Source organism: Ruegeria sp. BI11 (assembly GCF_056538005.1).
Genome location: NZ_JBQFSM010000002.1, coordinates 673,444 through 690,205 on the forward strand (window position 1 = coordinate 673,444; position 16,762 = coordinate 690,205).

A 16,762-nucleotide genomic window follows, 5' to 3' on the forward strand; every position below is an offset into this window, starting at 1 on the left:
AAGAGCGATAGAATGACCAAACCCATCCCCGAGGTGACTCCGAACACTTGGAGTTTTCTGCGTGACCCGATGATCAAACCCACTGGGTTTCGCGAATACGACGCCCGCTGGAAATACCCCGAAGAGATCAACCTGCCGGGTATGACAGCGCTGGGGCTGGGTCTGGGCACTCAGATGCGAAAGCGCGGGATCGCGCCTGTGATCGCGGTTGGAAACGACTATCGCGACTATTCTCTGGCGATTAAGAATGCCCTAATCTTGGGCCTGATGCAGGCCGGAATTCAGGTTAAGGATATCGGCCCGGCGCTAAGCCCGATGGCCTATTTCGCACAGTTCCATCTGGATGTTCCCGCCGTGGCCATGGTTACCGCCAGCCACAACCCGAACGGCTGGACTGGCGTAAAGATGGGCTTTGAACGCCCCCTCACCCACGGCCCGGACGAGATGTCAGAATTGCGCGACATCGTTCTAAATGGCACGGGCGTCCCACACGAAGGTGGTTCGTATGAGTTCGTGGACGGTGTGAAAGAGGCTTATATCGACGACCTGGTTGGTGACTTCAAAATGTCCCGGCCATTGAAAGTCGTTTGTGCGACGGGCAACGGCACAGCTTCGGCCTTTGCCCCCGAAATTTTCGAACGAATGGGGGTCGAGGTCGTACCCAGCCACAACCGGCTGGACTACACTTTCCCCAACTACAACCCCAATCCCGAAGCCATGGAGATGTTGCACGACATGGCAGACACCGTAAAATCCAGCGGTGCCGACATGGCGCTGGGATTTGATGGTGACGGCGACCGCTGCGGTGTTGTCGATGACGAGGGGGAAGAGATTTTCGCCGACAAGGTGGGGGTGATCATGGCCCGCGATCTGGCCAAGTTGTACCCCAACGCGACCTTTGTGGCGGATGTGAAATCAACCGGCCTGTTCGCTAGCGACCCCGAGTTGCAGGCCCATGGCGTCAAAGTAGATTACTGGAAAACCGGCCACAGTCACATGAAGCGCCGAGTTAAAGAAATCAACGCTCTGGCCGGGTTCGAGAAATCGGGCCACTACTTCCTGGCCGAGCCGATCGGGCGCGGATATGACTGCGGTATGCGGGTCGCGGTTGAGATCTGCAAACTGATGGATCGCAACCCGGATAATAGCATGTCGGATCTGCGCAAGGCGCTGCCCAAAACCTGGTCGACACCGACCATGTCACCTTATGCCGCTGATACCGAGAAATATGACATCCTCAACCGCCTGGTGGACAAGCTGGTTGCCAAGGCCGATGCGGGTGAAACCTTGGCTGGCCGCGCCATCAAAGAGGTTGTTACTGTCAACGGCGCCCGGGTCATTCTGGACAATGGCAGCTGGGGTCTGGTGCGGGCTTCTTCGAACACGCCGAACCTGGTTGTGGTTTGTGAAAGCAGCCAAAGCGAAGACGAAATGCGCGCCATCTTCGCCGACATCGATGCCGTCATCCGGACTGAACCCGGCGTTGGCGATTACGACCAGACCATCTGATCCGGGATCGGGGCGCCATTGGCGCCTCAACTTTCAATCTCCGCCCAAAAGCTTCAGCAAGCCCTTCTTTGCTTCTTCTTCCAGCTTGTTCCTCAGGGCATCCTCGACGCTTTCGCTGTCGGTGACTGCGGTGCCCAACTCATCCCCGACCTTGTCCAGAACCTTTTGCTTGGCGTCTTTCTCAATGTCTTTGAGCTGACCTTCGGCGGCGGCCTCAATCACCTTGCTAAGGTCAGGTTTGATCGAAGGGTTGCTCCACGGTCCGACAATCCGTACCGGCACCGAGATACCTTGCCCAGAGTTGGCCCGCAGCGCGGTAGGTGTAAACAGGTAGTCGATCGTGCGCGCGCCAATATTGACCCGCCCTGTCCCGTCAGCGCGAAAATTGTCCAGCGACATGAGCAGATCGTTGTTGGTCAGCACGCCCTGATCCATGGCAAAACTAGCCGTCAGGCTATTATACACCGTTGTCCCACCCGACCCCTTGCCACGCCCCATCAAGCGATCCAGATCAAAGCCCGCAATCACGCCCTTACCGACGCTCACACTACCCTTACCGCTCAGCGATCGCATGATCTGGTCTTCAGTTTGACCAACGCCCAGAAACTCGAAATCCCCTGAACCTGTTCCTGTCAGGCGTTCAATCCCAGCCATCGCGGTCAAGGCTTGTTGAACATCGATGTTTTGCGCCTTCAGGTTACCGCCTACCGACAGACCATTCCGGTTGTTTGCAACCATCTGCCCATTCACCTGGCCCGAAAACAAGGTGGCCGGATTCATCCCAAGCACCGCGCGGGACCGGTCCAAACTGAGCGTCAGGTCGCTGGGCCCCAATTCTATGTCGGGCAGGGCGATGGACGAGGCCGTCAGGCGTACTTCCCCATTGGCCAGTGACAGGGCCGAGGCATCAATCGGGTCCGTGGACCATCCGCTGTCGGGCGTCGACGCTGCCCCCGATCCACCCGTTGACTTTGCCCCTGCGCGAGCCTCGGTAGCTGCGGGCGCATCGTTGTATCGCGACAGGTCAATATCCCCACTCTTGAGCCGCGCCGTGATTTTCGGTGGGTCCGCAATTTCGATATCCGTCTCGCCTGTAAAGCGATTGTGGTCCAATTGGGCCACCATGTTGCGCAATGAGATTCGGCCCTCGCTGGTATAGGTCATCTGCCCCGACACGTCGGCATTACGCCCCAGCCCCAAGGGCACCCCGACACCGGCTTGCCCAAAAGCCGCCAGCATTTTCTCGGTATTCGTAGTTTTGACTGCAAGCGCACCGTCCATCTCACCAGCTAGATTGACGCGGCCATCGAACCCAACCTCGCCGCCCGGCGCGATCAGGGCAAGTTTCAATGGCGTCACGGCGCCCGATGCATAGGCCGGCAGATCCGGTATTTTGAGGTCCACTTTCACGTGGCCACCTGGCACCGCCATCTGCGCCTCCATCACCATAGGTGAGGTCGGTCCCGGCCAACTGGCCGACAGATCAACGTTCGAGAAATTGAACTTTGTGGCGCCATCTTCGACATAGACCAGCCGCGCATTGGTCAATTCCAATCGATCCAACGTCACCGCGCCTTGTGGTGAGGACGCGGATGGCGCACTGGCACCACCGCTGGTCGTCGCCTGTGGGTTAGCAGGGGCGGCAGGGGCGCTTAACTCCCAATTTCCGCGCCCATCCGACAGCTCAAGCCGCAGCACCGGATTGTCCGCAATAACCCGCCGTATCCGTAAATCTCCGTTCAGCAGCGCCGAAGCATCTACACCTACGGCAAGTCTTTCGGCGCTCAGCATCGGTTCGGACCCTGCCCAAGTTGCATTGCCAAAGGTAACCGGACCGGTCTCCATCCCCAGAACCGGCCAGAACGACAGGTTCACATCCCCCGACAACGTCAGGTCGCGCCCCGTTTCGCTTTTGACCTGTTCTGCCAAAATCGCCGCTAGTTTATCACCAGGCATCAGCAACAAAGCACCGATGACCAGCCCAAATGCGGCCACGAATAGGAAGAGTATGCGCAACAGCCACTTCATTTTTCTGCTCTCCCCTTATTTGGCATGCGTTGAAAAGATCATTCAAAGCCCAGCCCGCATTTGCAAGGGGAAGCTTTCCCCACTATATGCCGCGCCATGACCACGAACCCGCCAAACCTCCGCCCCGACCTGGCGCCCGCCGCCCGGATGCCCGAGACGCCACGTTCGAACCAGCCCACCATTGGTATGGTGTCGCTGGGTTGCCCCAAGGCGCTTGTCGATAGCGAGCGGATTCTGACCCGCCTCAGGGCCGAAGGATACGGTATTTCGCCGGATTATTCCGGGGCCGATGCCGTGATTGTGAATACTTGCGGATTCCTCGACAGCGCCAAAGCTGAATCCTTGGACGCCATTGGCGAGGCTTTGGTGGAAAACGGCAAGGTTATTGTGACCGGGTGTCTGGGGGCTGAACCTGACTATATCCGCGAACACCATCCGCGCATCATGGCAGTGACCGGGCCGCATCAGTACGAACAGGTTCTGGATGCGGTACATTCGGCGGTTCCGCCTGATCCTGATCCCTTTGTTGATTTGCTTCCCGCCGCCAGCGTGCAACTAACACCACGCCATTACAGCTATCTCAAGATTTCCGAGGGCTGTAACCACAAGTGCAAATTCTGCATCATCCCCGACATGCGCGGCAAACTGGCCAGCCGCCCTGCCCACGCAGTGCTGCGCGAAGCCGAAAAGCTGGTTGACAACGGCGTGCGTGAATTGCTGGTGATTTCTCAGGACACCTCGGCTTATGGGCTGGACCGGAAATACGACGTGAACCCGTGGAAAGACCGCGAGGTGCGTACGCACATTACCGATCTCGCGCGAGAGCTGGGGCAGTTAGATGCCTGGGTCCGGTTGCACTACGTCTACCCTTACCCGCATGTGCGCGAGTTGATTCCGTTGATGGCCGATGCTGGGTGCAACATCCTGCCTTATCTGGATATTCCCTTTCAGCACGCCCACCCGGATGTTCTGAAACGCATGGCCCGCCCGGCGGCAGCGGCCAAAACGCTGGACGAGATTGCCGCGTGGCGCGCTACCTGCCCGGACATCACCCTCCGCTCGACCTTTATCGTCGGCTATCCCGGTGAGACCGAGGCTGAATTCCAGACGTTGTTGGATTGGATGGATGAGGCGCAGTTGGATCGTGTAGGGTGTTTCCAGTATGAAAACGTGGACGGAGCCCGGTCGAATGACCTGCCCGACCATGTTCCGGCTGAGATCAAGCAAGAACGCTGGGAACGGTTCATGGAAAAGGCGCAGGCGATTTCCGAGGCCAAGCTGGCCGCCAAGGTCGGTCATACCATCGACGTGATCGTGGACGAAGTCGATGACGAGGCCGCCACTTGCCGCACCAAATCCGACGCGCCCGAGATCGACGGAAACCTGTTTATCGACGAAGGGTTTGAAACCCTTAACCCCGGCGACATCGTTTCGGTCGAGGTTGATGAGGCCGGAGAATACGATCTGTGGGGCAAACTGACCTGATCCGGTCACCCCAGTTGGGGAAAGCGTGAGGCAAGTTTATTGGCGTTTTGCGCCGGGCTGATGGATTATGACAGGACATTCAGCCTCTATGGAAGGAGTGTTCAATGCCCTGTCCGCGCCCTCTTGGCCTGAAATGCATAACGGTGATCCTTGCCGCCCAGCTCTTTGCGATGCCTGCCGTCGCCGACAACGTCCGCTCGGGCGGGTTCATTATCATCGGGTCGAAACCGCTGAGCCTGCATCTTCGCAGCAAGCACCACGTGCAGCGATATTATGGTGCGCCCAAGGTCTATCATCCGACCAGTAATCACTCCGATCAAGCCAAGCCGAAAGTGTTTCTCCACAAAACCAAACCCAAGGTGCACTATGCCCCACCGGTCAAACAACGCCGTCACTCAGGATTTGGTTTCAATAACAAACACGCCTCGCCCTACTATCTTCCAAGACGTTATGGCATTCAGAATCGGGGATACCACTACGGCTACTCGCGACGCAGATATTGATTGAGTCAGAGCAGGCTCAGGAGGCCGATAATCCAAGCCACACCCGCAGCCACAGCCGTCAACGCAACGGCTGCACTGGCGGCATCCTTGGCCTGCCCCGCTAGCTTGTTGTGATCGGTTGAGGTGTGATCGACAGCACGCTCAATCGCTGTGTTGAACAGCTCAGCCACCAACACAAGCAAACCTAGTACCAAGATCAGGGCACGTACCCCGTCACCGATCGGCAACCAGATGGCCAGGATGCCCGAGAACAGATTTGCCCAAACCCACGCACGGAAGGAATACTCTTCGCGCCAAGTTGCGGCCAACCCTTGCCAACTCCAGCGGGTGCGGTCTTTTAGACGGGTAAAGAAATTTCTCATCAACCTGCAACTTTTCGATGTACAGAACTGAAACCGCAATGATGTGCTTCGGGCAAGAAAAAACCGCCCCTTGGGGCGGTTCATTTGGCGGGAATGTGCAAGCGGCCTTTTATACAGACCGCCCGCGAAATCCTTATTGAGCGACTGGGTTACAGACGGTCTGGCCCGCTTCAGTAGTGGCCAGCTCGGTCCCTGCCGGGCAGCTAGGTGTGCCGAACTTGTCATATTCGGGCGTGATATAAACCGGCGCCGGTTCTTCCTGCTGCGAGCAAGCAGCCAAAACAAGGGCAAATGCACCAACGGCAGCAAATTTGAGTTTCATGTCCGTCATTCCTCTATTAATTTCCTGATATTGCCCAAGAATCCGGGGCCGGTGTCACAATACGACCTGAATGGCATTTTTGCAACGAATTCGATCACGCGTTTGTGAGGGGAGGCGAAACAATGCCGGTAACCCCCTCAGAAACAGCGGATTTATGAGCATTAGCTACCGTATTTCACGTATTGGTCTACACTGTTAGGGTGACATCAGCCAAAGACGGAGTAGCCACATGTCAGACAGCCCCACCATCGCGCAAAAAGGCCCCTTCCCGGTCGAGGTAACCGAAGGGAAGAGTTATTTTTGGTGCGCATGCGGCCGATCCAAACGACAGCCGTTTTGCGATGGTTCACACAAGGACACGGGGTTTGAACCGGTCAAGTACACTGCGGACAGCACCAAGAAGGTCTTTTTCTGTGGCTGCAAACACAGCGCGAATCCGCCGCTTTGTGACGGGTCGCATTCCAAGTTGTAATCAGGTTTTCAACCCATTCAACAAATCAGCGTTGGCGCAGAATTCGGGGGCTGCGAGGGCTTCGGACTGTTGTTCGGATAGCCAGTTGGTGCATTGGCCGCTACATTGCGATGCCCGGCAGCGTGTCACCAATTCGGCATAGAGATCCGGTGACAACCGCCCCTCGGCCATGGCCTCGGTTAACGAGATATTCATGCACCGCGCCACTGAACGGGTCAGCCAAAAGTGTTTTTCGACGTCCCCCAGAACATTCCGTGCCATCAGATTTCCTGCTTTAATCTTGTTTTCAACATGGCAAACCGTTGCCGGTTCCTGCAAATCTGCGGAGCGTCCGCCTCGGCCTCCTGACGGTCCAGCCAGTCCGGGCATTGGCTGGCCCAACCACACCCCCGGCAATGTTGAACTATCTCGGCCCAATCCTGCTGCGTTAGGTGACCTTGTCTGCGCGCCGCAGCCATGTCCGTTCCGGTTGCCTGCCCCATACGCAGAACCAGTCGAAGATGGGTCATGATCTCACCGAGTTGCTGCATGGTGCGTTCCGCCTGTTAAGGCAGCAATTTACGGAGCAAGCCCTGATTGCGACAATATTCCGGCGTTTGGTTTACTTGGGTGGGTTGCCCTAGAAAGTTTTGACAATGACTGGGATTTGCGCAGCCGGTGCACCTCAGTACAGCCTCGGACAACTGGTCAATCGAAACATCTCCGTCAATCGCGGATTGTTGCAAATCCACGCCGAGTTTGGTGGCCATCCGATCCACAAGACCGGCATGGTGTTTCAGCACTTCACGGTCGGGCATGAAAGGTCCTTTCCTGTCGCACGTCCAGAACAGGATATCCCAGCCCGACGCTTGGGCCTTTGATTCAGGTCAAGGCCCCACGCCGATATGATCCAGATAGGCCCGGGTGGCGTCCTGCACCCGTCGGAAACGATCTCCGCCCAGCTTTTTGCCGCCGTACCAGCGGGTGACGATCACCACATGGCTGTCCAAACCAGCGCGTTCAAGCATCCGCAGGATCACCATGCCTGCACCACTTTCCCCGTCATCTGCCTTTAGCGCTCCGGTCGGCAACATGGCCGCCCAAGTATTGTGCGTCGCCTTGGCATAAGCCTTGTCCGACTTGAGCTGCTGCAAGACCGCATCAACGTCAGCCCGTGTGCTGACGGTTGCGCCCGACACCGCATATTTCGACCCCCGATCTGTCAGGATCACGCCCAACTGTGTCAGAGAAGTCATTGCGTCAGACCCAACTGTCTAGCGGTTTCAAAAACGATCTGAACTCGGTCGGCATTTGGCGGGTGAGTACCAAGAAACTGATCCCCCGGATCAGGAATTCGGTCAAAGTATTTGGCACCGATCAAAGGGTTGTATCCCGCATTGTGGGTGATGATCGTACCCAGTTGGTCCGCCTCAAGCTCGAACGCTTTTATGTTCACTTGCACGCCGACCTCGGCTCCAAGTTTCTGCGTACGTTCCAGGTCTTCTCCGTTCTCGCCGTGCAGTTTGCCCAACTCGTTGAAAATCGCCGCGCTTTCTTGCGCGTTTTGTGACTGCCGCGCGATGTGCCCCAAGACGTGATGAGCCGCCTCATGCCCCATGACAAAGGCCAGTTCGTCAGTGTTCTGCGCTGATTGAATCATCGAGCGTGTAAAGATGATCACAGGCTGATCATCTTCATCCAGGGTTTGGAATGCATTGGCTGGAGCGCGCGGATTTAGGTCAACCAGAATCGTGAAATCGCAATTGTCGACCTTGGCCTGGCGCAGACATTCCCTGCGGGCTTCGTCACCGACTCTACGGCTGATATCCCGAAACGCGGCAGCGTCGACCTGAAACTCATCCGAATCCAGCGACCATTCCGTTGCCGGTTGCACGCGCAGGACACCGGCACTGCAGGCCGTCAATAGCAGAGGAAACAGCAAATAGTTCAGACGGCGCATTCATTTTCCTTTAAAACGGCGACCCCGTTTGGAAAACCATAGCGCGAGCTTGGCGGGACTGCCACCGCCGGAATGCGCGGGAACGGGTTGCATTGCCGCCGCGCGCCCTGCACTCTGCATATATGTTTTCGATTGAGCATGAATTCGACTCGACAGTCATTACTCTGGTGGACGAAGGCCCCAAGCCTTTGCAAGAGGATGTCGTCATCAACAGCTTCGCCGAATGTGTGACGCTTGAGCAGCTGGACCCCCGCACGGACCAGATACAGAAAATAACGCTGTCGCCCGAACAGGTCCGCGATCTGGCGGCTGCGCTGGATTTGCCCGAAGGGGTGTATCAAATCCACGAAAGATCCAGTCAAGGCGCATAGACAAACAGCTTGTTCCGCGCGGTCTGCCCCTGTTTTAGGATCAGCGCCGAGGGGGCAACCTGCATGGCCGTGGCCAGTATCCTGCGCACCGCTTCATTAGCCTCGCCGTTTTCAGGTGGCGCGGTCACCGTAATACGGATTGTGCCCTGTTCCACCGCGATGCTGTCCTTTGCGGCTTTCGGCGTGACCCTGACCGGAATCGTCGCACCGGGTGAGGCATGGGCGCTTAGATCAGGTATGTCGCGCAGTTTTGGCTTGGCCATCATTTTACCTCTTGCCTGTAAACACCCTTGCACGGGGAACCGGGGAATGAAATTGATCCGGCATGTCCAGCTGATTGCACTTGAAACGCGCCAGATACTCAACCAGATACAGAATGCTCATGTAAAGGAAGTTAACATATGTCCTTAAAAAATCCGGCTGCCCTGGAATTTCTGCAATCGCGCCGGTCTCGTCCCGCCAAAACCCTGATTGCTCCGGCGCCCTCACGGGTTGAGCTGTTGCCCCTTTTGACCGCCGCCGCCCGTAGCCCCGATCACGGCAAGCTGGAACCCTGGCGGTTTATCGTGCTCGAGAAAGGCGCAATGCCACGCTTGTCCGCGCTGACGAAGAACTGTGGTGTTGCCTTGGGCAAGACGCCTGACGATATAGCAAAGGCCCAAAGCCAGTTTGACATGGGTCATCTCGCCGTTGCGGTGATCGAGGTGCAGAAACCGTCAGAGAAAATTCCGGCGATAGAGCAGACCTATTCCGCTGGTGCTGTCTGTCTGGGGTTGTTGAATGCGGCCCTGGCGGCGGGTTGGGGGGCAAACTGGCTGTCGGGCTGGCAAACCCATGACCCCGAATTTTGCCGTCAGGCCTTTGGCCTACAGGAAAACGAGCGCGTCGCAGGTCTGATCCACATCGCTACCGAAGGCAATGCCCCGCCGGAACGCCCCCGCCCTGACGTTGCAGCCCTGACCGAATGGGTCGAGGAATGATGATCTTCAACGCGTTCTTTGCAGCACTCGGTCAGATCGGCGATCCCAAGTTCCGCGCAGTCCTCCTGCGCGGCGTTGGTCTGACGATCGTGTTGTTGATCGCGGCCTGCGCCGGTGCAATCTGGCTGATCAACAGGCTGTCGGGGGATGAGATTTCGCTGCCTTGGATCGGCGCAGTCCCGTGGCTCAACGATGTGCTGAACTATTCCGGCATCTTCGTGGTGCTGATTCTGCCGGTGTTCCTGATGGTGCCGGTGGCCTCGGCTATTACTTCCCTGTTTCTGGAAGAGGTCGCGCAAGCGGTCGAGGATAAACACTACTCTACCCTGCCCGCCGTTCCAGGCATCCCGTTCAGCGACAGCATAAGGGACGCGGCAAGTTTCATGGGCGTGCTGGTTGTGGCTAACCTGCTAGCGCTGATCCTTTATGCGATCTTCACGCCGCTGGCTCCCTTCATCTTCTGGGCAATGAACGGGTTCCTGCTGGGACGGGAATATTTCACATTGGCCGCGATGCGGCGGGTTGGGCGGGAAGGCGCGCGCAAACTGCGCGCCAAGCATACCCCCGCTATCTGGTTGGCCGGTACCTTGATGGCCATTCCCCTGTCGGTGCCGCTGGTGAACCTGGTGATCCCAATCCTTGGGGCAGCCACATTCACCCACATCTATCACAAGCTGTCAGGGCTCACGTCCTGACGCTCAGTCCCGCGGCTCGAGCTGATTCAGCCAATCGAAATCGCGAACAGAAATTACTCCTGAGATGATGATCCCGGCAATAATGGCCCAGAGCACCACCGAAACACCGGTGGTGATCCACATCTTTTTCTTCATGTGATGCACTTCCGGCGCGCCCGCATGGGTGCCCGGAACGATATCACCCAAATCGCCCTGTGTTTTGATACGAATGGGCAACACAACTAACAGCGTCATGAACCAGATGACGGCGAACAGAACCAGTGCAGCGGTAATCGTCATGACAGCCTCGCTCGAGTTAGACCTGTTCTAGTTCGACCAGGCAGCCGTTAAAGTCCTTCGGATGCAAAAAAAGCACCGGTTTACCATGGGCACCGACCTTTGGCTCACCCGAACCCAAAACACGGGCGCCGGTTTCCTTCAGATGATCGCGTGCGGCGATGATGTCCTCGACTTCATAGCAAACATGATGGATACCGCCCGAGGGGTTCTTTTCCAGAAAGCCGTTGATCGGGCTATTGTCGCCCAGCGGGTACAGCAGTTCGATCTTGGTGTTGGGCAGTTCGATGAACACGACAGTCACGCCGTGATCGGGCTCGTCCTGCGGTGCGCCAACCTTGGCACCCAGCGCAGTGCGGTACTGCGCGGACGCGGCCTCAAGATCCGGTACGGCGATGGCAACGTGATTGAGACGACCGATCATTGAACTCTCCTCTGTTCTGCGTTGCGGCGGTTATGAGGGCTGTTGGCGCAAAGAACAAGTGCGCCAAATTGCCGTTAACCCGGTGTTAGCCAGAAGTTCCTAGCGTAGGGCATCTGCTGATTAGGAGTTCTGCCATGGACGATTCGAGCCCCTTCGCCTCACCCGCGCAGCCGACCGCCACGCGGCCTTTGCTGGGTCAGACAATTCTGGTTGTAGAAGACAGCCGCTATGCTTGCGATGCGATCCGACTGATGTGCCTGCATAGCGGTGCGCGCATACGACGGGCGGATTGCCTGGCTTCGGCCCGGCGTCACCTGCAGATTTACCGCCCCTCGGTCATTCTGGTCGATATCGGCCTGCCAGATGGCTCAGGTGCCGATCTTATTGCCGAATTGACCGACGCTACGCCGCGTATCGGTGCCATTCTGGGTATGTCCGGCGACGAACACAGCCAAGATACAGCACTGCGGGCCGGAGCCGATGGTTTCCTGACCAAACCGCTGAAATCACTTTCTCATTTCCAACGGTTCATTCTGGAAAATCTGCCCGAGGATCGCCGACCTAACAGCCTGCACGCCATTCGCGATGAGGTCATCCACCCCGATCCGATGGCCTATCAGGACGACATGGCCCATATCGCGGATGTGCTGGCCGGGCCAAACGATCACCGCACCTTGGATTATGCCGCCCAGTTTCTGCTTGGCGTGGCCCGTGATGCCGAGGATACAATTCTGGCTGATGCCGCGCAAAAACTGGCCAGATCGCGCGCAGGCGGAGCGCCGGTCACAGCGCTGGCCGCGCAGGTCGCCGGTATCGTTCAGGCGCGGCTGGAACAGCGTGAGGCAATCTGAGATGGCGACCGCTTACTTCTTGACGTCCACGATCCTAATCATCTGGGCCTATTTTCAGACCCGCGCAACTGCGCGAAACATCCGGGTCGCGCACGGATCACAGCCCTGTCCGTTATCCAACGCTGGAGCGGTTCAGAATCTACCACAGAACGTTAATCGCTCGATTTCGATGCCTGCCGTACAAGAAAAACCCGCCGCAGGGGCTGCGGCGGGCGATTGATTAGTCCTGCGGGATGATCCGTAGTCCCAGTTCCATCAACTGATCCGAAGTCGGATCGGATGGAGCATCCATCATCAGGTCCTCGGCGCGCTGGTTCATCGGAAACATCATGACCTCGCGGATGTTGGCCTCATCGGCAAGCAGCATGACGATCCGGTCGATACCAGCGGCGCAACCGCCGTGCGGTGGGGCGCCGTAGTGGAAAGCGTTGAACAACGCACCAAAGCGGCTTTTCACCTCATCCTCGCCGTAGCCTGCCAGTTCAAAGGCCTTCAGCATGATCTCAGGCTTATGGTTCCGGATCGCGCCCGAGACCAGCTCGTAACCGTTACAAGCCAAGTCATACTGATAGCCACGCACGTCCAGAGGATTGCCTTGCAATGCCTCCATACCGCCTTGCGGCATCGAGAACGGGTTGTGTTCAAAGTCGATCGCGCCGGTTTCTTCGTCCTGTTCGTAAATCGGGAAATCCACGATCCAAGCAAAAGCAAAGCGGTCTTTCTCAGTCAGGTTCAGCTCTTCACCGATCACATCGCGCGCCTTACCGGCCACCTTTTCAAAGGCCTTCGGCTTGCCGCCCAAGAAGAACGCAGCGTCGCCGACACCCAAACCCAATTGCTGCCGGATCGCCTCGGTGCGTTCAGGGCCGATGTTCTTAGCCAGCGGACCTGCCGCCTCCATCCCTTCGCCCTGATCGCGCCAGAAGATATAGCCCATGCCAGGCAGACCTTCTTTCTGCGCAAAAGCGTTCATGCGGTCGCAGAACTTGCGGCTACCGCCTGTCGGCGCGGGGATGGCGCGGATTTCAGTGCCTTCCTGTTCGAGCAGCTTCGCGAAAATCGCGAAGCCACTATCGCGGAAGTGGTCGGAGACCACTTGCATTTTAATAGGATTCCGCAGGTCCGGCTTGTCGGTGCCGTACCACAGGGCCGAGTCCTTGTAGGAGATCTGTGGCCACTCCTGATCAACCTTGCGGCCACCACCGAACTCTTCGAACACACCGGTCAGAACGGGCTGGATCGTGTCAAACACGTCCTGCTGCTCGACAAACGACATCTCGAGGTCGAGCTGGTAGAAATCGGTGGGCGAACGGTCGGCGCGCGGATCTTCGTCGCGGAAACAAGGCGCGATCTGGAAATACTTGTCGAATCCCGACACCATGATCAGCTGTTTGAACTGCTGCGGGGCCTGCGGCAGAGCGTAGAACTTGCCTGGATGCAGACGTGACGGCACCAAAAAGTCACGAGCGCCTTCGGGTGAGGATGCGGTGATGATCGGCGTCTGATACTCGCGGAAGCCCTGATCCCACATACGTTTGCGCATCGAGGCGACAACATCCGAGCGCAGGGTCATGTTCTGCTGCATCGCCTCGCGACGCAGGTCCAGATAACGATAGCGCAGGCGGGTTTCCTCTGGGTATTCCTGATCGCCGAATACCATCAACGGCAGTTCGTCCGCCGCACCCAGCACTTCCAATTCGCGCACGTAAACTTCGATCTCGCCGGTGGGTAGTTTCGGGTTCACCAGCTCGGGATCGCGCGCCTTGACGGTACCGTCGATGCGGATACACCATTCGGAGCGCACCTTTTCCAACTCGGCAAAGGCAGCGCTGTCTCCGTCGCACAGAACCTGCGTCACGCCGAAATGGTCGCGCAGGTCGATGAACAGCACGCCACCGTGATCTCGGACACGATGCACCCAACCGGACAGGCGGACGGTTTCACCGACATTGGCGGCGGTCAGAGCGGCGCAGGTGTGGCTGCGATAGGCGTGCATGAAAATATCCCTTCGGGCGCAGAATTCGTCGCGCCGATACACCCCGTCAGGCCCGGAAAGTCAAGGCAGGTCGCGCCGTCAAAACGGCCTTTGCACGTTGCCAGAGTAGAAATAGATACCCAGACCGGCGGGGAAGATGATATTCCCCGCAATCGCGTGCAGCAGGACCGCGTAGAAGAACGATCCGCGTTTGCGGTAGGCCCAGGTGAATAGCAGCCCTCCGCCAAAGGTCATGACCGCGACGACCCAGCTCCAATACATCAGGTGCGCCAGCGAAAACAGTGCTGCGTTCAGCAGATAGGCCGCCCGCCCGTTTGGCAGGATCGCGTGATACCGGCGAAAGAACAAAGACCGGAACAGCAGTTCTTGAGGTAGAGCTGACAGGAGCGGGTACCCAAGCCAGATCACGACCAAAAACTCAGGTCTGTACAGTAGCAAGAAAAACGCCGCCTCGGGCCGTGTGGCCAAGACCAGAGCGGCGCATAAGGCGGTCATGGCAAGGGCGAACGCGATGGCCTCACGCCAGGACCAGTTGCTCCAATTGTACCGCAGTTCAGCCCATGCAAACCCGGGTGTGAAATGCAGCAACACAATGCCGATGGCCGTAAAGGTGAATAACGAGGGGAACATCCAGTCAGGTGGGAACAACACCGCAATCAGCACCGGCACGGCGATGAAGAACAGCCCGAATTCCAGCCGTAACCGCAAATGCGGTACCCCGCTGTCCGCCCAATCGGTTTGTTTGCTCACTGTATTGCCAACTCCGCCCGGATCAGACCACGCAACGAATTTCCCATATAGATTTTTGTTGCGTTTTGCAGGTCGGTCAAGGTTAGGGTTGCTTCGGTAACTTCTTTATTGGCCAGCAATTCTTCACGCAAGATTCCGGGCAGAACGCCACTGGATAAGGTGGGCGTCAGACGACTGCCATCCGGCATGTGCAGAAACAGGTTGGTAATGGTGCCTTCGCACAGCTCGTCGCGCTCGTTCAGAAACAGGACCTCGTCGATCCCTCGGGGCAAGGCTGCCCGAGCGGCGTCATATAGGGCACGCTGCGTCGTCTTGTGTTGCAACCAGATATCTGATGCTGTCAGGCGCGTCTGAGCAATGGCGATCCGCCAGAGCGACGGATTATCGGCCAGCGCTCCGGTCGTTACATCAAGCTGACCGTCTGCGGCCAGCGTCAGCCGGCAGCGCAGCGGCGATGAGCCACCAACATTGTTCAGCAACTCAACAGCTCGGTCTGCTCCTAAGGGAATCCCAAACGCTCCAGCTGATCGGGCTATACGGGCAAGGTGACGGTCACGCCGCACGAACCCTTGCTCTGGCCGAAAAGCCAGCGTTTCGATTATGCGGAAGTCAGGATCAGCTGGTGGGCAAAGCGGGCTTTCCATAGCGCTTCCTCATATTCCGATGGGGCCGTGCTGTCCCAGACTAGGCCGCCGCCTACGTTCAGTGTGGCCTTGTCACCCTCGACCATCAGCGTGCGGATCGCTACGTTGAATTCCGACCGGCCGTCCGGGGCCGCCCAGCCTATGGCGCCGCAATAGATGTCGCGAGGCCAGGGCTCCAAATCGGCCAAAATCTCCATCGCGCGAATCTTGGGCGCACCGGTGATCGAGCCGCAGGGGAACAACGCCGTCAGGATATCGGACAGTTCGGCCCCCAGATGCAGCTGCGCCTGCACCAGCGAGACCATCTGATGCACAGTGGCATATGTTTCGACCTTGAACAGCTCGGGCACTTTGACCGACCCTGGCAACGCAACCCGGCTGATATCGTTGCGCAGAAGATCGACGATCATCAGGTTCTCGGCCCGGTTCTTTTCGTCAATCGACAAGAAGGCCCGGCGGCGGGCGTCCTCGGCCATATCGTCGCTGCGGGGCTGCGTGCCTTTCATCGGGCGGGTTTCGATCCCGCGTTCCGTATCGGTACGAAAGAATAGTTCAGGCGAGCGGCTGAGCAGATCAGGCAGACCGTCCTGCTGCACCAGCGCGCCGTGGCCCACTGGTTGCCCGGATGCCAGCGCGGCATACAACGCGGCACTGTCGCCCTGAATGGTCAGGTCGATGGGAAAGGTCAGGTTGGCCTGATAGATATCCCCAGCCCCGATGGCGTCATGAACTTGTTGAAAGGCGCGCGTATACCGCGCCTCATCCCAGCGGGGTTCAAATCCGGTGACACCGCCCGATGCCGAAGGAAGGTCGCATTGCGCAGGGGACTCATAGACGCCAAAGCATATCAAAGGCAGACGACAATCCGTGGGCAATAGGTCGATCAGGCGTGGCTCAAGCACATACCCCAGCTCGTAACTGGCATAGCCAGCAAGCCACGCCCCATCGGCGCGTGCTTCATCCAGCGCCGCCAGGGCCTGGGGCACGTCGTCCGGCTTATCTGCGCGGATCATATTAGCTGGCCGGTCGAAACTGGTTCCCGGCCCGGCTGGCCCCTGATCGAAACGAATACGCAATTGCATCCTCATTTGTCGTGCTGCGCGGTATAGAGAATACGGCGGCAAGGGAAAGAGGGGAAAGCGGCAATTTCGCCAC

The 16,762-nt window shown here is 57.9% G+C and carries 23 protein-coding genes; 8 read left to right on the top strand and 15 right to left on the bottom strand.

The genetic code is table 11. The features are described from left to right. Positions 1–12 precede the first annotated feature (12 nt). The gene (locus ACR0DT_RS08180) at positions 13–1,509 is read left to right on the top strand and encodes a phosphomannomutase/phosphoglucomutase (protein ID WP_480710235.1); all 1,497 of its coding nucleotides are present in this window, start codon (positions 13–15) and stop codon (positions 1,507–1,509) included. 33 nt (positions 1,510–1,542) lie between these two features. Here ACR0DT_RS08180 and ACR0DT_RS08185 read toward each other — a convergent pair whose 3' ends face one another. Continuing rightward, positions 1,543–3,537, bottom strand: a complete 1,995-nt coding sequence (locus tag ACR0DT_RS08185) for an AsmA family protein (RefSeq protein WP_480710236.1) — start codon at positions 3,535–3,537, stop codon at positions 1,543–1,545. 96 nt (positions 3,538–3,633) lie between these two features. On the opposite strand from ACR0DT_RS08185, the gene rimO reads away from it, so the two are divergent. Both rimO and ACR0DT_RS08195 read left to right on the top strand, forming a co-directional pair. Then, complete coding sequence (gene rimO / locus ACR0DT_RS08190) at positions 3,634–5,022, top strand: 30S ribosomal protein S12 methylthiotransferase RimO (RefSeq protein ID WP_480710237.1); 1,389 nt, start codon at positions 3,634–3,636, stop codon at positions 5,020–5,022. Positions 5,023–5,126: 104 nt separating this feature from the next. Then, positions 5,127–5,525: a hypothetical protein gene (locus ACR0DT_RS08195; RefSeq protein ID WP_480710238.1), complete on the top strand. Its 399-nt coding sequence runs from the start codon at positions 5,127–5,129 to the stop codon at positions 5,523–5,525. Between the two features lie 5 nt (positions 5,526–5,530). Here the strand turns inward: ACR0DT_RS08195 and ACR0DT_RS08200 are convergent, their stop codons facing one another. Continuing rightward, positions 5,531–5,887 (bottom strand): diacylglycerol kinase, encoded by a 357-nt coding sequence (locus tag ACR0DT_RS08200; RefSeq protein WP_480710239.1) that lies wholly within the window; start codon positions 5,885–5,887, stop codon positions 5,531–5,533. 133 nt (positions 5,888–6,020) lie between these two features. Next, positions 6,021–6,209, bottom strand: a complete 189-nt coding sequence (locus ACR0DT_RS08205; protein WP_170347886.1) for a hypothetical protein — start codon at positions 6,207–6,209, stop codon at positions 6,021–6,023. A gap of 229 nt (positions 6,210–6,438) precedes the next feature. On the opposite strand from ACR0DT_RS08205, the gene ACR0DT_RS08210 reads away from it, so the two are divergent. Further along, a complete protein-coding gene (locus tag ACR0DT_RS08210; RefSeq protein WP_480710240.1) occupies positions 6,439–6,681 on the top strand; it encodes a CDGSH iron-sulfur domain-containing protein in 243 nt (80 codons plus the stop codon). On the opposite strand, the gene ACR0DT_RS08215 is transcribed toward ACR0DT_RS08210, so the two are convergent. The 5 genes from ACR0DT_RS08215 to ACR0DT_RS08235 form a co-directional block, all read right to left on the bottom strand. Then, positions 6,682–6,942, bottom strand: coding sequence for a DUF6455 family protein (locus tag ACR0DT_RS08215; protein WP_480710241.1), 261 nt, complete (start codon positions 6,940–6,942; stop codon positions 6,682–6,684). It lies immediately after the preceding gene. Further along, on the bottom strand, positions 6,942–7,211 hold the full coding sequence (locus tag ACR0DT_RS08220) for a DUF6455 family protein (RefSeq protein ID WP_480710242.1): 270 nt from the start codon (positions 7,209–7,211) through the stop codon (positions 6,942–6,944). The genes ACR0DT_RS08215 and ACR0DT_RS08220 overlap by 1 nt, the downstream gene beginning before the upstream one ends. Before the next feature lie 15 nt (positions 7,212–7,226). Beyond that, complete coding sequence (locus tag ACR0DT_RS08225) at positions 7,227–7,478, bottom strand: DUF6455 family protein (RefSeq protein ID WP_480710243.1); 252 nt, start codon at positions 7,476–7,478, stop codon at positions 7,227–7,229. 69 nt (positions 7,479–7,547) lie between these two features. Next, positions 7,548–7,916, bottom strand: a complete 369-nt coding sequence (locus tag ACR0DT_RS08230) for a YigZ family protein (protein WP_480710244.1) — start codon at positions 7,914–7,916, stop codon at positions 7,548–7,550. Further along, positions 7,913–8,620, bottom strand: coding sequence for a M48 family metallopeptidase (locus ACR0DT_RS08235; protein WP_480710245.1), 708 nt, complete (start codon positions 8,618–8,620; stop codon positions 7,913–7,915). Before ACR0DT_RS08235 ends, ACR0DT_RS08230 begins: the two co-directional genes overlap by 4 nt. Before the next feature lie 122 nt (positions 8,621–8,742). On the opposite strand from ACR0DT_RS08235, the gene ACR0DT_RS08240 reads away from it, so the two are divergent. Continuing rightward, on the top strand, positions 8,743–8,991 hold the full coding sequence (locus tag ACR0DT_RS08240) for a hypothetical protein (protein WP_480710246.1): 249 nt from the start codon (positions 8,743–8,745) through the stop codon (positions 8,989–8,991). On the opposite strand, the gene ACR0DT_RS08245 is transcribed toward ACR0DT_RS08240, so the two are convergent. Beyond that, on the bottom strand, positions 8,979–9,254 hold the full coding sequence (locus ACR0DT_RS08245; RefSeq protein WP_480710247.1) for a DUF167 domain-containing protein: 276 nt from the start codon (positions 9,252–9,254) through the stop codon (positions 8,979–8,981). The genes ACR0DT_RS08240 and ACR0DT_RS08245 overlap by 13 nt on opposite strands. 138 nt (positions 9,255–9,392) lie before the next feature. Here ACR0DT_RS08245 and ACR0DT_RS08250 point away from each other — a divergent pair, with 138 nt between their 5' ends. Next, positions 9,393–9,971 carry a nitroreductase family protein gene (locus ACR0DT_RS08250; protein ID WP_480710248.1) on the top strand — a complete coding sequence of 193 codons (579 nt, stop codon included), beginning with the start codon at positions 9,393–9,395 and terminating at the stop codon, positions 9,969–9,971. Beyond that, the gene (locus ACR0DT_RS08255; RefSeq protein ID WP_480710286.1) at positions 9,971–10,666 is read left to right on the top strand and encodes an EI24 domain-containing protein; all 696 of its coding nucleotides are present in this window, start codon (positions 9,971–9,973) and stop codon (positions 10,664–10,666) included. Before ACR0DT_RS08250 ends, ACR0DT_RS08255 begins: the two co-directional genes overlap by 1 nt. A 3-nt stretch (positions 10,667–10,669) precedes the next feature. Here the strand turns inward: ACR0DT_RS08255 and ACR0DT_RS08260 are convergent, their stop codons facing one another. Both ACR0DT_RS08260 and mce read right to left on the bottom strand, forming a co-directional pair. Beyond that, entirely contained in the window at positions 10,670–10,945 is a 276-nt protein-coding gene (locus tag ACR0DT_RS08260; RefSeq protein WP_480710249.1) for a DUF1467 family protein, read from the bottom strand. A gap of 16 nt (positions 10,946–10,961) precedes the next feature. Then, positions 10,962–11,366, bottom strand: a complete 405-nt coding sequence (gene mce, locus ACR0DT_RS08265) for a methylmalonyl-CoA epimerase (RefSeq protein ID WP_480710250.1) — start codon at positions 11,364–11,366, stop codon at positions 10,962–10,964. 134 nt (positions 11,367–11,500) lie between these two features. On the opposite strand from mce, the gene ACR0DT_RS08270 reads away from it, so the two are divergent. Continuing rightward, entirely contained in the window at positions 11,501–12,217 is a 717-nt protein-coding gene (locus tag ACR0DT_RS08270) for a response regulator (protein WP_480710251.1), read from the top strand. A 220-nt stretch (positions 12,218–12,437) separates the two neighbouring features. Here the strand turns inward: ACR0DT_RS08270 and aspS are convergent, their stop codons facing one another. From aspS to ACR0DT_RS08290, 4 genes are all read right to left on the bottom strand, one after another. Further along, positions 12,438–14,213, bottom strand: a complete 1,776-nt coding sequence (gene aspS / locus ACR0DT_RS08275) for an aspartate--tRNA ligase (RefSeq protein WP_480710252.1) — start codon at positions 14,211–14,213, stop codon at positions 12,438–12,440. 78 nt (positions 14,214–14,291) lie between these two features. After that, positions 14,292–14,963 (bottom strand): CPBP family intramembrane glutamic endopeptidase, encoded by a 672-nt coding sequence (locus ACR0DT_RS08280; RefSeq protein WP_480710253.1) that lies wholly within the window; start codon positions 14,961–14,963, stop codon positions 14,292–14,294. Next, positions 14,960–15,607, bottom strand: a complete 648-nt coding sequence (locus ACR0DT_RS08285; RefSeq protein WP_480710254.1) for an aminotransferase class IV family protein — start codon at positions 15,605–15,607, stop codon at positions 14,960–14,962. Before ACR0DT_RS08285 ends, ACR0DT_RS08280 begins: the two co-directional genes overlap by 4 nt. Then, positions 15,562–16,689 carry an aminodeoxychorismate synthase component I gene (locus ACR0DT_RS08290; RefSeq protein ID WP_480710255.1) on the bottom strand — a complete coding sequence of 376 codons (1,128 nt, stop codon included), beginning with the start codon at positions 16,687–16,689 and terminating at the stop codon, positions 15,562–15,564. The genes ACR0DT_RS08285 and ACR0DT_RS08290 overlap by 46 nt, the downstream gene beginning before the upstream one ends. Between the last annotated feature and the right edge of the window lie 73 nt (positions 16,690–16,762).